Genomic DNA, 14,716 nt, shown 5'->3' with positions numbered 1-14,716 from the left:
ATGGGAAGAGCTGATCTACAAGGATAAAAGCACCTCGGACCGGGAGAAACTCGAGAAAGTCAACAATTTTTACAACAGCAGGATTCGCTTTGCCAGTGATATGGAAGTATGGGGCGTAGAAGATTACTGGGCATCGCCCATTGAGTTTCTCTGTAAGAAAACGGGTGATTGCGAGGATTTTGCCATTGCCAAATTTTTTACCCTCAAGGCAATGGGTGTCGCTGAAGAAAAGCTGAACATTGCTTACGTCAAAGCATTGCAATATAATATTGCCCACATGGTACTGACGTATTACAGCGAACCGGGCGCCGAACCGCTGGTTCTCGATAACCTGATAGACTCCATCGAACCAGCATCAAAGCGCACGGATTTAATGCCCGTGTTCAGTTTTAACAGCGCCGGGCTCTGGACGGCCAAAGAGCGTGGGAAAGGCAAATTGGCCGGCGGCAGCGACCGGCTCAAGCCCTGGCAGGGTCTCTTGCAGAAGATGTCGAAGAACGAACTGTAAATAGAGGTTTTATCCAATGACACTATTCCGCCAACTCATAATTTTTACGCTGGTTCTGTTTTTCCTGCTCTTTGCCGGGACATGGTATGCCAAGCTCGACAGCACCCGCGCCTTCCTGGCAGATCAACTGGAATCACATGCTCAGGATACGGCAACCTCACTGGGTCTTTCCGTCTCCCAACATGTCGTTAGAAATGACATGCCTTCGGTTGAAAGCATGATCAACGCCGTTTTCGATCGCGGGTATTATGAGAATATCAAATTGGTTGATGTCAAGGAAAAGGTCGTGCTGGAGCGCGTCCAAAGCGTGAAAATCGAAAACGTACCTCCTTGGTTCATTCGCTGGCTACCACTGAAGCCACCCGAAGCAAGCGCCAATGTGATGTCCGGCTGGATTCGGGCCGGCACGATTGTGGTGAAGAGCCATCCCGGCTATGCCTACAAGACGCTCTGGGATGATATGGTCAGCACGACCATCTGGTTCATTGCCTGCGGTCTTTTTGTGCTCATTGCCGGCGGCTTCGGTCTGCGCTTTCTGCTCCGGCCGCTCATGCTGGTGGAGCGGCAGGCCGATGCGATCTGCAGAAAAGAGTATGAGATCCAGGAGCGCATACCTTGGACCAAGGAGTTCAGGCGCGTGGTCGAGGCCATGAACCGCATGACCCGTAAAGTGAAGGAGATGTTTGAAGAGCAGGTAACGCAGGCCGAGGGACTCCGGGAACGCTCCTACAACGATCCCGTGACCGGTTTGGGTAACCGTCGTTATTTCGATACCCAGATCACCGCTCGACTCGATCGCCGCGACAGCGTCACCAAAGGCATCCTGCTTTTGATTAAACTGAATGATCTGGACAAACTCAATCAGTCGAAGGGTTTTCAGGCCGGCGACGAATTCCTGAAAAGGATAGCGGCGCTACTGCAGGATTCCACCCGTCAGTATGCAAGCGGAGTTCTGGCCCGTCTCACGGGCGGCGACTTTGGCATCTTCCTGCCGGACGCCCCGACATGGGACGCGGAGACGATCGCCGGCGGCGTAGCCAGCCAACTGAGTGGTCTGGCCGCCGAACAGCTCGCGATTACGGACAACATCGGCTATGTGGGGGCCGCGACCTATGAAGCCACCACCTCACTCGGCCGCCTGCTCTCGGAAGCCGATCTGGCGCTAACCGCCGCCAGGCAGGCAGGGCCCAACGGATGGAGTGTCCGTGCGATTACCGAAGAGACGGCCCAAATGCCGCTGGGACAGCAGCAATGGAGGGAAAAACTGGAAAAAGCTCTGCTGGAAAGGAGAATCAGCCTTGATGCGCAACCGGTGGTAAAAACAGCGGACCGGAATCAGCTCGTCCATTTAGAGATATTCTCCCGGATTGTTCAGGAGGACGGTAAGTTCCTGAGCGCCGGTATCTTCATGCCCCTGGCCGAGCGCTTGAATCTCGTTTCCTCCATAGACCGGATCGTGCTGGAGGAGGTTCTGAAACTTGATCGCCGACAGCTAAAGGTGGACAGCGTGGCCGTGAATGTATCGCCGGCTTCACTACAGGATAATGAATTCCGGCAGTGGGTTTACTCTTTCCTGAAAAATCCGCTTCCTAATGCTCCGCGCATCATATTTGAGTTTTCCGAATTCGGCGCTGTCCAGAATTTGAGTCTGGTTAAGGAATTCAGCACCGTTGTGCGTGAATGTGGCCACTCCATGGGGTTAGATCATTATGGGCAGAGTTTTTCGCATTTGGGCTATTTACAGTCGCTCCGTCCCGACTATGTGAAAATTGATCGGGCCTATACGGGCGAGCTTAAAGATGAAGAAAGTGACAGCAGATTTTTCATCGGTTCACTGTGCAGCGTTGCCCATAGCATAGATATCGCGGTAATAGCGGAAGGGGTGGAGACGGAGCAGCAGGCGAAAATACTGAAAGATCTGAACCTGGATGCAATACAGGGATACTATATTGATCGGCCTAAACCGATTAGCAGTTTGATTAAAACTACATAATTCAGGTAGTTTTATAAAATATCGTTTACGAGCAGGTCTGTAGAAGCCATTTTCTCCCGGAGTGTTTTACGTTCCAGGATTCTTTCCTGGGCTTGTTCCGGAAGTTCAGTAAAAGAAATAACGTTTTTGCGGCTTAACAGGTCAATGAGGTCTTCCAGGATGCGTATAGTCCTGCTATCGGTGAGAGACAGTAATTGTTTCCATGATTCCGAGTTAGTGCTTTTATTCAGGAAATTAACTACTTCTTCATCAACAAGTGATTTTTGTTCACTATTGTTCTGATCGGGGTTATTGTGCAGGGCGATAATTTCACCATCATTGGCGCGTTCTACGTACAACATGACCATGCTCCCTATTTTTTGGGTCCAAAGTTTTTTAATCCAAATTTGTGGAAGAAGAGATAGCACTATTTATAAAAAAAATATATAATAAAATAACTGAATAAGAGAAGGCTGGCGCGTCCGGTGGTCAGATCCGGCTTTCTCTCAGATGAAAGAAGATTATCATGTCAGAAATAAATGAAGCTGCGGCAGTTGATTGGAATCTCGGCGAGGACACGGATAGACAAGATGACCCGCTGCTTGACTGCTTGATTACACTGACCAAGCTGCACGGCCGTTCGGCAACCCGGACAGGTTTAAGCGCCGGCTTGCCGCTGGTCCAGAACCGCCTTACGGTAGAGCTCTTTTCCCGGGCTGCTGATCGGGCTGATCTTGCTTCCCGGATAGTAAAGAGGTCCCTTCATAAAATTGCCAATCTGCAGCTCCCGGCCGTCCTGCTCCTTAATGAGCGGGAAGCTTGCGTCCTCGTTGAAAAAATTGAGGGCGGTCAAAAATTAAGAATATTGATGCCGGAAACAGGCATGGGAGAAAAAATAGTTTCACTCGGTGATCTGGAAAAATTCTATTCGGGCTACGCTATCTTTGTCCGGCCCAAGTTCCGGACGACGAGGGAACACGCCGCTGATTTGGACACCGGTGCTACAAAAAACTGGTTCTGGGGGACCATTTTCCAATCCTGGCGTATCTACCGTGACGTTATTGTCGCCTCTTTCCTGATCAACCTTTTCGGTCTGGCGAGTTCATTTTATATTCTCAACGTCTATGACCGGGTTATCCCCAATAGTGCCTTTGAAACCCTTTGGGTACTTTCCATAGGCATAACGGTAATTTACCTGTTTGGTTCGCTGCTGCAGGGATTACGCGGTTATTTTGTAGACGAGGCAGGCAAAAAAGCTAACCTGATCATTTCTTCCCTTTTGCTGCAGAAAGTTCTGGGGCTCAAGCTGGAAGCCCGCCCCCAGTCCATTGGGTCTTTTTCCAATAACCTGCGTGAATTCGAGAGTGTCCTCGAATTTATCACCTCCTTTTCTATCACCGCCCTGATAGATTTGCCGTTTATGGTGTTAGGTCTGTTTGTTATCTGGTATATTGGCGGTTCCATAGTTTTTGCTTTTCTTGCGGCTATGGCCTTATTGTTGATTTATTCCTTGTCCGTCCAGATCCCCCTGCAAAAGGCAGTGGGCAAGACATTCGCGGCTTCGGCTCAGAAAAATGCTATTCTGGTAGAGGGATTATCGGGTCTGGAAACCATCAAGATGCTTGGTGCGGAGAGCAAGGTTCAGCGGGCCTGGGAAGAAGCTGTCAGCTACATCGCCAAATGGAGCGCCCGGTCGAGATTTCTTTCCTCGTCGGTCAGTCAGGTTTCTTATTTTATACAAAGTATGGTGGTGGTGGTGTTAGTCATTGCCGGTGTCTATATGATATCGGAAGGCCAGCTCACCCAGGGCGGGCTGATTGCGCTCGTGATCCTGTCGCGACAAGTTCTCGGGCCCATGGCGCAAGTGGCTAATCTTGCGACCCGTTTTCATCGCGCTAAACAGGCTCTGAAAACACTCAATGACATCATGGCACTTCCCGTGGAAAGACCACCGGGCCAGACTTTTTTACACAGAACCAGGTTCCAGGGTGTGATCGGGCTTAAGAATCTCACTTTTACCTATCGCGATCAAACAACGAAGGTGCTGAACAACATTACCCTGGAGATTGGAGCCGGCGAAAAGGTGGGAATCATTGGTCCCATTGGTTCAGGCAAGACGACGCTGGGCAAACTGATAATGGGCTTATTCGAGCCGAGCAGCGGCATGGTCTCGATGGATGGAACGGATATCAGACAGATTGATCCGGCGGAATTGCGCCATTTTATCGGCTATGTACCCCAGGATATCATGCTTTTTCGCGGAACGATTCGGGAGAACATAACGATGGGCACCCATGATATTGACGACATGTCCATTCTGCGTGCGGCAGAGCTGGCCGGTGTAGCGGAGTTCGTCAAGAAACAGCCCCTTGGTTTTGACATGGAAGTTGGTGAATTCGGCCGGGGGCTCTCGGGAGGACAACGGCAGTGTATCGCTCTGGCCAGAGCGGTCCTGCTCGACCCGCCCGTGCTGGTTTTGGACGAACCCACGAGCAATATGGATAACCGGACCGAGATTCATTTGAAGGACAACTTATCAAAAATTATTAAAGAAAAAACATTGCTTTTAATCACGCACCGGGCGTCACTACTGGAAATGGTTGATCGTCTAATCGTTATTGATAATGGTGCGATTGTCGCGGATGGCCCCAAGGCGTCCGTTCTTGCGGCTCTCAAAAAAGGCCACCTTAATTTATAAGCAGGAGATTACCCTTGTCTGAATCAGAAAAGAAATCAAAATCCCATGGTTTATTCCACCGCATGCCGGCCGAGGACATTGACTTCGCCGCGGATATCCGGACGTCCATCATGGCTCAATCACCCCGGGGAGGCAGGGCGATTCTTTATGGAGCCATTGCTCTTTTTGTCGCCTTAACCGCCTGGGCTGCCATTTCGGAAGTTGAACAAACCACCCGGGGACAGGGCAAGGTCGTTCCGGCCAGCCAGATTCAGACCGTGCAGAATATGGAGGGAGGGATTCTCTCGGAGGTGCTGATCAAGGTCGGCGATACGGTTGTAAAAGATCAACTGCTGCTGAGGATCGATGCCACCAGATTTTCATCGTCTTTTCAGCAGACTCGTGGTAAGTATCTTTCCAATAAGGCCAAAGCGGCCCGCCTGCAGGCGGAAACCTCGGGCACGCTGTTTAGAGTTCCGGCTGAGGTAATGTCGGAAATGCCTGAAATCGGCCGCCGTGAGCAGGAGTTGTACGATTCCCGGAAAACGGAACTCCGCTCGAGCATGGAGATCAAGCAACAGCAGATTAACCAGCGGACCAGTGAGTTGAAAGAGCTGCATTCCAAACTGGCGGAACTGACCAAGACCTATGCCATTTTTCAGCAGGAATTGAAGCTGACCAAACCATTAGTAAGCCAGGGCGCCGTCTCGGAGATGGAAGTGCTGCGCCTGGAACGTCAGGCCAGTGAAATGTTGGGTGAAATGGAGGTAATCAAGCAGTCAATACCCCGGGCGCAGTCCAAGATTGAAGAGAGCCACATGGCGTATAAAGAACTGCAACTCGCTTTTTTCAATAAAGCCAAAATCGAGTTGAATGAAGTCTCCTCTCAACTGTCCGAAGACTCGGCGAGCTCCATTGCCTTGAAGGACCGGCTTAATAGAACCTTGGTGCGATCTCCCTGCAATGGCACGATCAATCGTATCCTCATTAACACGGTCGGTGGTGTTATCCAGCCCGGCATGAACCTCGTGGAGATCGTTCCTACCGAAGGTACGCTGCTTGTCGAGACCAAGATCAAGCCCTCAGATATTGCTTTCTTAAGACCCAATCAGAAGGCCAGTGTGAAATTTACCGCCTATGATTATACCATCTATGGCGGTCTGGAGGCGCGCTTGGAGCAGATCAGCGCCGATAGCATTACCGATGACAAGAAAGAGAGCTATTATCTGGTCATGTTACGTACGGATAAGAACTATCTCGGTCCTAAAGATAATCCTTTGCCGATAATTCCAGGAATGATAACAACTGTTGACATCCTGACCGGGAAAAAAACGATTCTTTCTTATCTGTTGAAGCCGGTACTCAAAGCCAAATACATGGCATTAAGAGAGAGGTGATACCGTGTCCATCCTTTTATGCAGTGCCAACAGGGCTGTTATCAGCAGATGGAAAAACCTGCTGGCCGATCAATACTCGTTATCTCAGGCTGCGTCTGTGGGGGAATTGCAAAGTTGCTGTGCGGCAAAGAACTATGATTTGATTCTCCTGCATCGCCTGCTTATTGATACGGCTACGTTCCTGGAAATACGCCGTCTGGCCCCGGCCAGCAAATTTTTTCTCCTTTCCGATCAGCCGGACGAGGAGGAAGGCCTGGCATTTTTGAAACTGGGAATTGCCGGTTATGGGAATACCTATATTGGTCAGGGGAGGCTTACCGAGGCGGTGCGTGTTATTTTGGCAGGCGGCGTCTGGCTGGGACAAAAGGTTATCCAGCAATTAATCCTGGAAACCTATGCCAAAGCGCAGGAAAAAGGCGCACCGGCGCTGGAACAGAGATTGGCTGGTTTAACCCGCATGGAGCACAAGGTTGCCGAATTGGTGGCCCGCGGCCGAACCAATCTGGAAATTGCCGCTGATCTCGATATCGCCGAACGTACCGTCAAGGCGCACCTCACCTCCGTCTACGAAAAAACGAAAACCGGCAGCCGATTGAGCCTGGCCCTGCTGATCAACCGGGGCTGAACCAGACCTTTCTTTTAGCTTCAAAAACGCGATAATAATTATCGTTTTTTAATGATCAGGACTATGATGGGCGTTTCTCTTGCTTTCGGTCTAACGGTTTGGTTAAGAGAGGATAAATCATGCGCGTAAGAGTTTCGGCAGTATTTGTTCGAGAGGATGAAATTCTTTGTATGAAGTACATATATGGGGGGAAAGAGGTCTTTGCCCTCCCCGGCGGCGGGGTTGATAAAGACACCCCTTTACAGGAGGCAATTATTGCCGAATGGAAGGATGAAATAGGTGTAAAACTCGAGGTCGGGAATATTATCCTGGTCGGTGAAGCTCCGGCAACCAAAAATCATCCCCAAACCTTGCATATTATTTTTAATGCTGTGGAAATAATCGGGACACCGAAAGTGAGACAGGATCATACCCATTCCATTGATATTGCCTGGGTTCCCATCGCAAACTTGCGGAAATCGCCTCTTTACCCGGATGTGGGGAAACAGTTGTATGAATATCTGTCCGATGCGGCGGGACCGTCACTCCCCTTCATCAGTAATTGCATGGAAAGAGGGTTCTGGTAAGCCAGGTCAGTAGCACACCTTTAGCCTCCCGTCGAATTCTTCGGGAGTAAAGCTGTAGTCCTGCGTTCCATAGCACTCAACGGCAAAGGAAGCGCAGACGCTTCCCATTCTGGCGCACTGATCGAGATCCTTGTCCTGCACCAGACCACTGATCAGTCCACCCCGGTATGCGTCGCCGGCGCCGGTCGGATCATCCACCTTCCTGGCCTTGGCGACGGGGATGTGTGTTTCTACCCCATCGGTAGTTGCCACCTGGGAGCCAAGCTCACCCAGCGTGGTGATGATGGCCCCGGCCTGCCCCAGTAAGACTTCTTTTTTCAGACCCGTCTTGCTGATAATGAGGTCCAGCTCATAATCATTGCATATCAGGATCTTGCATCCAGTAATAGCCTGCACCAGCTCATCCCCGTCCCAGACAGGCAGCGATTGCCCGGGGTCAAAGATATACTCGATCCCCAGCTCCTTGCAGATGCGCGGGTAGGTGATCATGTCCTGAAGATTGCCCGGAGAAACGATAACAAAGGTGTCTTGTGGCGTTAAGCGGTATAAATCCATGGAGGTAGGATATTTCATGGCCCCGGGATTGAAACCCGTAATCTGGTTGTCGGCGAGATCTGTGGTGATGTAGGCGCCGGCGGTGGACTCTTCATCAATGATCTTGATGTGTTCGCGGGAAATCCCATTTTTCGACAACCATTCGAAATACTTATGATAATCATGACCGATAGTGGCACAGATGACGGGCTTTTCTCCCATCAATGTGAGTGCGTAGGCTATATTGCCGGCCGTCCCGCCGAATCTCTCCTTCATGCCGGTTACCTGGAAGCAGACGTTCAAGACGTGAATCTTCTCCGGCAGGATGTGATCGGAGAAGTGTCCGGGGAAATCCATAATCCTGTCGTAGGCCAGTGATCCGGAAACTATGATATTCATTTCTATTACCCCCCACCCCTGATTTTGGCAGACCATACCCTATTAGGCCGGCGATTTCAACCCTTCTATCTGGCAAATGAACATCCCCCTTGACTTCTTGCGACTTATGAGTATTTCTGTCCGACGCAAGGATTGGACATTATCAAATAAACAAGCGAGGTCAGCAGGGAATGAATCAAAAGAGCCATGCGGACGATATTGCCGGTGGGCAAGCCATCATTGAAGGCGTCATGATGCGGCACGGGAATAAAATTGCCGCCGCCGTAAGAAAACCGAATAAAGAAATTATTTTTCAGGAACGGGACTATATTCCCGTTACCAAACGTTATAAATTACTGGGACTGATGTTTGTCCGCGGCTCAGTCACGCTCATCGAAATGATGATCATCGGGATGAAAACTTTATTGTTTTCCGCCGAAGTGGCCCTCACGGAAGATGAAGTGAAACCGCAAGCCTGGCAACTGACCATTTCGATATTGATCAGCTTCGCCACGTCGTTATTCTTTTTTATTATTGTGCCGGCCTATTGCTTTTCTCTATTGCGAAGCGTGGTATCAAATACCATTCTTTTAAATATCATCGAAGGCTGCATCCGCCTGTCGCTATTTCTCTGTTTTCTGGGCGCCACCTTACTGATGGAAGATATGCGACGTGTCTTCATGTATCATGGCGCCGAACATAAGACGGTATTCGCCTGGGAACACGGACAGGAGTTAACCGTCGAAAATGTGAGGAATTATTCAACCCGTCATCCCCGCTGCGGCACAAGTTTCATCCTCGTCGTCATGATTGTCTCCATCCTCGTCTTCTCGCTTCTGGGTCGCCCTGATTTTCTGCACCGCATTCTCTATAAGCTGCTGCTTATGCCCGTTGTGGCCGGTATTTCCTACGAGGTCATCCGCTTTACGGGCAAACGCATGGATTGGCGCTGGGTGCAAATCTTAAGCTGGCCGGGATTGCTGTTTCAAAAAATTACCACCCGAGAACCGACCGATGATCAGATTGAAGTTGCCATTGCCGCGATGAAGAAAGTTATTTGATGGTATGGAAACAATGAAAAAATCCCAGCGGGCCGCCCTCATCGTTGCCATCCTGAGTTGTTTCCACGGCCCTTTTATGGCATCGTCGGTCAATGTGGCTCTTCCTTCTATCGGGCTGGAGTTCGCCATGGGCACAATCTTCCTCGGATGGATCAGCACTTCCCTGTTGCTGGCTATCGCACCGCTCATGATCCCCTTCGGCAGGCTGGGCGATATCTACGGCCGGAAGAAAATCTTTGTAGCGGGCTTATGCCTGCTGCTCGTGGCTTCACTTTTAATCGCCATGGCTCATTCCGGTGCCATGATCATTGCCTGCCGTGTTTTGCAGGGGATATCTGCGGCAATGATTTACGCTACGGTAATTCCGATTATGTTAGCGGCCGTACCGATAAGCGAACGGGGTCGTGTTCTTGGTCTCGCCACGGCGGCGACATATTGCGGTCTCTCGGCCGGACCGTTTCTGGGAGGTATCATCACCCATTATCTCGGCTGGCGATTCATCTTCTGGTTGAATATACCGCTCAGCCTGGCTCTCCTGGCGGTAACTCATTTTTCGTTTGAAGGCGACCAAAAGAAAGCGCAGGGGGAGAAGTTTGATTTGCTCGGCGCGTTTTTGCTCGGAGGCGGGCTTATAGCGATCATGTACGGTTTTTCTTCCTTGCCTTCAAGCAGCGGCGCCAGCCTGATCGGCGCCGGAATTTTAGACATTATTTTCTTTGTATTTTTCGAAATGAGGACAGACCAGCCGATCGTTGATATTAATCTCTTCCGTCATAATGCCGTCTTTGCCTTTTCCAACCTCGCCGCACTGATCAACTATGCCGCTACTTTTGCAGTTACCTTTCTGCTGAGCTTTTATTTACAGGACATCAAGGCGCTGACACCCCAGTTCGCCGGCTTGATTCTGGTCGCCCAACCGGTAGTCATGGCGGTTTTCTCCCCGGTGATCGGGCGGCTTTCGGACCGGATAGAACCGCGCCTGCTGTCCTCATGGGGCATGGGCTTCACCCTGCTCGGATTGATAATGATGGCTTTTCTGGACGGTAAGTCTGCTTTATTTTATGTCTTGACCTGCCTGATGATTCTTGGCTTCGGGTTTGCCCTCTTCTCCTCACCCAATACTAATGCCGTGATGAGTTCCGTGGACCGTCAAGTTTATGGTGTGGCAAGCGCGACTTTGAGTACCATGCGTCAACTGGGGATGACATTTTCCATGGGAATCGTGATGATGACGATGTCCATGTTTTTGGGAAAAGCGGCGATCGTCCCCGGCAATCACGGGCAATTTCTGGACAGCATGCGCATATCTTTCGTTATTTTTGCCCTGATGTGTTGCGGCGGCATCTTTGCATCCCTGGCCCGCGGGAACATTAAGCGCGCCGAATAATCAGAGGAATGAGCCGTGAAAATAAAAAGTAACGAGGCCTATGCTTTTTCCTTGACAAAAGTCATTTAATTGCATAGAAGTGCTCTTCCTAATTTTCGGATCCTGGTGGTAATATGAAGACATATAATGCAAGAAAAGAAGATATGAACAAGGGTTGGTGGGTTGTGGACGCCGAGGGATTGATCCTGGGAAGGCTGGCCACAAAGATTGCCTCCTGCCTGCGCGGCAAGGACAAACCCATTTATACGCCCTACACGGATGCCGGTGATTTTGTGATCGTCGTCAATGCCGAGAAGATCGCCCTGACCGGCAAGAAACTTACCGATAAGATCTACTATACTTATTCCGGCTACCCGGGTGGGCTCAGGGAAACTCCGGCGGGGAAAATGCTGCAGATAAAGCCTGAAAATATCTTGCGTTTCGCCGTGAAAGGAATGCTTCCGAAGAATTCCCTGGGACGGGCCATGCTGAAAAAGCTGAAGGTCTATGCGGGAGGAGGGCATCCGCATGATGCCCAGTGCCCAAAAGTTATGAATATCTAAGAACTGGAGACACGATGACGGAAAAACGCTACTATGCTACCGGCAGAAGGAAATACGCTGTCGCGAGGGTTTACATGAAGGAAGGCAGCGGCGCCATCCTCGTAAATAAGAGGAATTTCGACGATTACTTTACCCGGGACAGCCTGAAGATGCTTATCAGGCAACCTTTTGAAATTACGGGCAATAAAGATAAGTTCGACCTGTTCGTCAACGTGTCCGGCGGGGGAGTATCCGGACAGGCTGGCGCTGTAAAGCACGGCATTTCCAAAGCCCTGCTGGAATATAATATTGAACTCCGGCCGATCCTCAAGAAGGGCGGATTCCTGACCCGCGACCCGCGCAATAAGGAAAGAAAGAAATACGGACAGCCGGGAGCCAGGAAACGCTTCCAGTTTTCCAAGAGATAAAATTCAGGAAAAGGAGGCCTCTGGCCTCCTTTTTTTTGGAATAACAGTGGCTTGAAGGCGGAGGACGGATCATGGTAAAAGCAGGTATTTATGGAGCAAGCGGGTACACGGGTCAGGAACTGCTAAGGCTATTACTGCGCCACCCGCAGGCGGAAATCGTGGCCATTACCTCCCGGCAATACAAGGGGCTTCCCCTGCCCCAGGTTTTTCCGGGCTTTCAGGGACTAACTGACCTTGTTTTTGCCGACCATACGCCTGAGGAATTAGCCGGGCTCTGCGACGTTGTTTTTCTGGCCCTCCCTCACAGCATTTCGATGCAGGCAGCCCCAGTCTTCCACGCCGCCGGGGTAAAAGTAATAGACTTGAGCGCCGATTTTCGGATCCATGATGTCACTACCTATGAAAAGTGGTACGGAAAGCATACGTCAGCCGGATTGCTCCCGCAGGCTGTTTACGGGCTACCGGAATTATATCGTTCGGCCATCGCCGCCGGCAACTTCATCGCCAATCCCGGCTGCTATCCCACCAGCGTGATTCTGGGCCTGGCCCCCCTGCTGAAAGGGAATTACATTGATCATACATCCATAATTGTGGATTCCAAATCGGGGGTGAGCGGAGCGGGACGGGAAGCAAAGGTGGGAAGCCTGTACTGCGAGGTTGCCGAAAGCTTCAATGCCTACAATGTCGGGCGGCACCGGCACACGCCGGAGATGGAACAGGAACTGTCGCTTTTGGCCGGCAAGCAGATTACCATTTCCTTCACCCCCCATCTTTTGCCCGTGAGCCGTGGCATTTTGAGCACGATCTATGCGGGGCTGGCTAAAAAAGCCACCGCTGACGAACTGCTGGCACTTTACCGTGATTTTTACCGCCGCGAAAAATTTGTCACCATCTATCCCGATGGTGCCTTGCCCAATATATCGTCCGTGCGGGGCACCAATTTCTGCCACCTCGGGCTGGTTGTTGACGCACGTACCAACCGGGTAGTCGTTATTGCGGCCATTGACAATCTCGTCAAAGGCGCCGCCGGGCTGGCCATCCAGAACATGAATATTATGTGCGGCTTTGCCGAGGATTGCGGATTAGAGATGATGCCGCTTTTCCCCTGATCTGTCGAAATTTTTCAGGAGGATACCCATGCCCCTTAAATTATACAATACCATCACCAGGCAAAAAGAACCGTTCATCCCCCTCGTCGCAGGAAAGGCAGGCATCTACGTCTGCGGGATCACGGCTTATGACTTATGCCACATCGGACACGCCCGGTCCGCCCTGGTCTTCGACGTGATTGCCAAGTATCTACGCTACCGCGGCTTTGAGGTGACATATATTAAAAATTTTACCGATGTGGACGACAAGATCATTGACAAGGCCAAAGCTGCCGGCGCTGATATTTTCGCCATCTCAGAGAAATACATCGCCGCGCATGACGCAGATATGGACGCCCTGGGTGTGGGCCGACCGGACCATACGCCGCGGGCCACGGAACATATCGCGGGGATGATAGTTCTGGTCAATAAACTTATCGCCAACGATCTGGCTTACGTGATCGGAGGCGACGTCTACTTTGCCGTGGAAAAATTCAAAAACTACGGCAAACTGGCCGGCCGCAGCCTTGAAGACATGCTGGCCGGAGCCCGAGTGGACGTGAATGAAAAAAAGGTCAACCCCTTGGACTTCGCTCTCTGGAAGGCCAGCAAGGAAGGAGAACCGTGGTGGGATAGCCCCTGGGGACATGGGCGACCGGGCTGGCATATCGAATGCTCCGTCATGAGCCAGCGCTTCCTCGGGGATACCTTCGACATCCACGGCGGCGGCGAAGACCTGATTTTTCCGCATCATGAAAATGAAATCGCCCAGTCCGAAGGGGCGACGGGCAAGCCACTGGCCAACTACTGGCTCCATAACGGCTTTGTCCGCGTCAACAGTGAGAAGATGTCCAAATCCCTGGGCAACTTTTTTACCATCCGGGACATGCTTGAGGCCTATCATCCCGAGGTACTGCGACTCTTTATCCTGCAAAACCACTACCGCAGCCCCGTAGATTACACCGACACTTCTCTGGCGGAAGCCAGGCAGGGCATGAACCGGCTTTACGCCGTCAGGAAAACAATCCAGGACATCCTTGTGGACAGACCGACGGCTCCCTCCCTCCCGATGGAATTAGCGGGTAAACATGCCGAAACAATTGGCAAGATCAACGCCCAACGCGAGAAGTTTGTGGAAGCCATGGACGATGATTTCAATACCGCCCGCGCCGTTAGTTGCCTGTTTGATGCGACCAGGCTGATCAACAGTTATTTAGCTGCCAAACCTTCTCTTACGGCCCCGGAGACTATTTTTGTCCTGCATGAGGCGCAGCAATTTTTTCAGGAAGTGGGCGGAGTACTGGGATTCTTCCAAAAGGAAACCAACGACTATTTTCTGCAGGACAGGGAAAGGGAGGTCCGCAAGCTGGGACTTGACGTTCCGGAAATAGAACGGCTGATCGAGGCCAGAAACGCCGCCCGGACAGCCAGGGACTGGGGCAAGGCCGATGAAATAAGAAAGACCCTGGCAGCAAAAAACGTCTTTCTTAAAGACTCTCCCACCGCCACCACCTGGAGCATCGAGAGAGCATAGGGAGGACATGGAGATTAGAGTTGATTGTTGCATATCCCGA

General features: G+C 51.1%; 14 protein-coding genes. 12 read left to right on the top strand and 2 right to left on the bottom strand.

Annotated features, from left to right (window positions below):
* Positions 1-508: transglutaminase-like cysteine peptidase (locus NT140_06470; GenBank protein ID MCX5831514.1), on the top strand; the 508-nt coding region annotated here is incomplete at its 5' end.
* Between the two features lie 16 nt (positions 509-524).
* Complete coding sequence (locus NT140_06465; GenBank protein MCX5831513.1) at positions 525-2,501, top strand: EAL domain-containing protein; 1,977 nt, start codon at positions 525-527, stop codon at positions 2,499-2,501.
* Between the two features lie 11 nt (positions 2,502-2,512).
* Here NT140_06465 and NT140_06460 read toward each other — a convergent pair whose 3' ends face one another.
* Entirely contained in the window at positions 2,513-2,842 is a 330-nt protein-coding gene (locus tag NT140_06460) for a hypothetical protein (protein ID MCX5831512.1), read from the bottom strand.
* A gap of 164 nt (positions 2,843-3,006) precedes the next feature.
* Between NT140_06460 and NT140_06455 the strand changes: the two genes are divergently transcribed.
* From NT140_06455 to NT140_06440, 4 genes are all read left to right on the top strand, one after another.
* Complete coding sequence (locus NT140_06455) at positions 3,007-5,178, top strand: type I secretion system permease/ATPase (protein ID MCX5831511.1); 2,172 nt, start codon at positions 3,007-3,009, stop codon at positions 5,176-5,178.
* 14 nt (positions 5,179-5,192) lie between these two features.
* On the top strand, positions 5,193-6,554 hold the full coding sequence (locus NT140_06450) for an HlyD family type I secretion periplasmic adaptor subunit (protein ID MCX5831510.1): 1,362 nt from the start codon (positions 5,193-5,195) through the stop codon (positions 6,552-6,554).
* Between the two features lie 4 nt (positions 6,555-6,558).
* Complete coding sequence (locus tag NT140_06445; GenBank protein MCX5831509.1) at positions 6,559-7,179, top strand: LuxR C-terminal-related transcriptional regulator; 621 nt, start codon at positions 6,559-6,561, stop codon at positions 7,177-7,179.
* A gap of 119 nt (positions 7,180-7,298) precedes the next feature.
* On the top strand, positions 7,299-7,745 hold the full coding sequence (locus NT140_06440) for an NUDIX domain-containing protein (protein MCX5831508.1): 447 nt from the start codon (positions 7,299-7,301) through the stop codon (positions 7,743-7,745).
* A 6-nt stretch (positions 7,746-7,751) separates the two neighbouring features.
* Here NT140_06440 and NT140_06435 read toward each other — a convergent pair whose 3' ends face one another.
* Positions 7,752-8,678: a carbohydrate kinase family protein gene (locus NT140_06435; GenBank protein MCX5831507.1), complete on the bottom strand. Its 927-nt coding sequence runs from the start codon at positions 8,676-8,678 to the stop codon at positions 7,752-7,754.
* Positions 8,679-8,848: 170 nt separating this feature from the next.
* Here NT140_06435 and NT140_06430 point away from each other — a divergent pair, with 170 nt between their 5' ends.
* From NT140_06430 to cysS, 6 genes are all read left to right on the top strand, one after another.
* Positions 8,849-9,718: a DUF1385 domain-containing protein gene (locus NT140_06430; GenBank protein ID MCX5831506.1), complete on the top strand. Its 870-nt coding sequence runs from the start codon at positions 8,849-8,851 to the stop codon at positions 9,716-9,718.
* Positions 9,719-9,722: 4 nt separating this feature from the next.
* Positions 9,723-11,105, top strand: a complete 1,383-nt coding sequence (locus NT140_06425) for an MFS transporter (protein ID MCX5831505.1) — start codon at positions 9,723-9,725, stop codon at positions 11,103-11,105.
* Between the two features lie 113 nt (positions 11,106-11,218).
* Positions 11,219-11,647 (top strand): 50S ribosomal protein L13, encoded by a 429-nt coding sequence (rplM, locus tag NT140_06420; protein ID MCX5831504.1) that lies wholly within the window; start codon positions 11,219-11,221, stop codon positions 11,645-11,647.
* Between the two features lie 14 nt (positions 11,648-11,661).
* A complete protein-coding gene (gene rpsI, locus NT140_06415; protein ID MCX5831503.1) occupies positions 11,662-12,054 on the top strand; it encodes a 30S ribosomal protein S9 in 393 nt (130 codons plus the stop codon).
* 71 nt (positions 12,055-12,125) lie between these two features.
* On the top strand, positions 12,126-13,163 hold the full coding sequence (argC, locus tag NT140_06410) for an N-acetyl-gamma-glutamyl-phosphate reductase (protein MCX5831502.1): 1,038 nt from the start codon (positions 12,126-12,128) through the stop codon (positions 13,161-13,163).
* Positions 13,164-13,191: 28 nt separating this feature from the next.
* Positions 13,192-14,676: a cysteine--tRNA ligase gene (gene cysS / locus NT140_06405; GenBank protein MCX5831501.1), complete on the top strand. Its 1,485-nt coding sequence runs from the start codon at positions 13,192-13,194 to the stop codon at positions 14,674-14,676.
* Positions 14,677-14,716 lie beyond the last annotated feature (40 nt).

The organism is Deltaproteobacteria bacterium (assembly GCA_026388415.1).
Lineage (GTDB): Bacteria > Desulfobacterota > Syntrophia > Syntrophales > JACQWR01 > JAPLJV01.
Note: the sequence above shows the minus strand (reverse complement) of the source record. Positions and strands in the feature narration are given on the sequence as shown.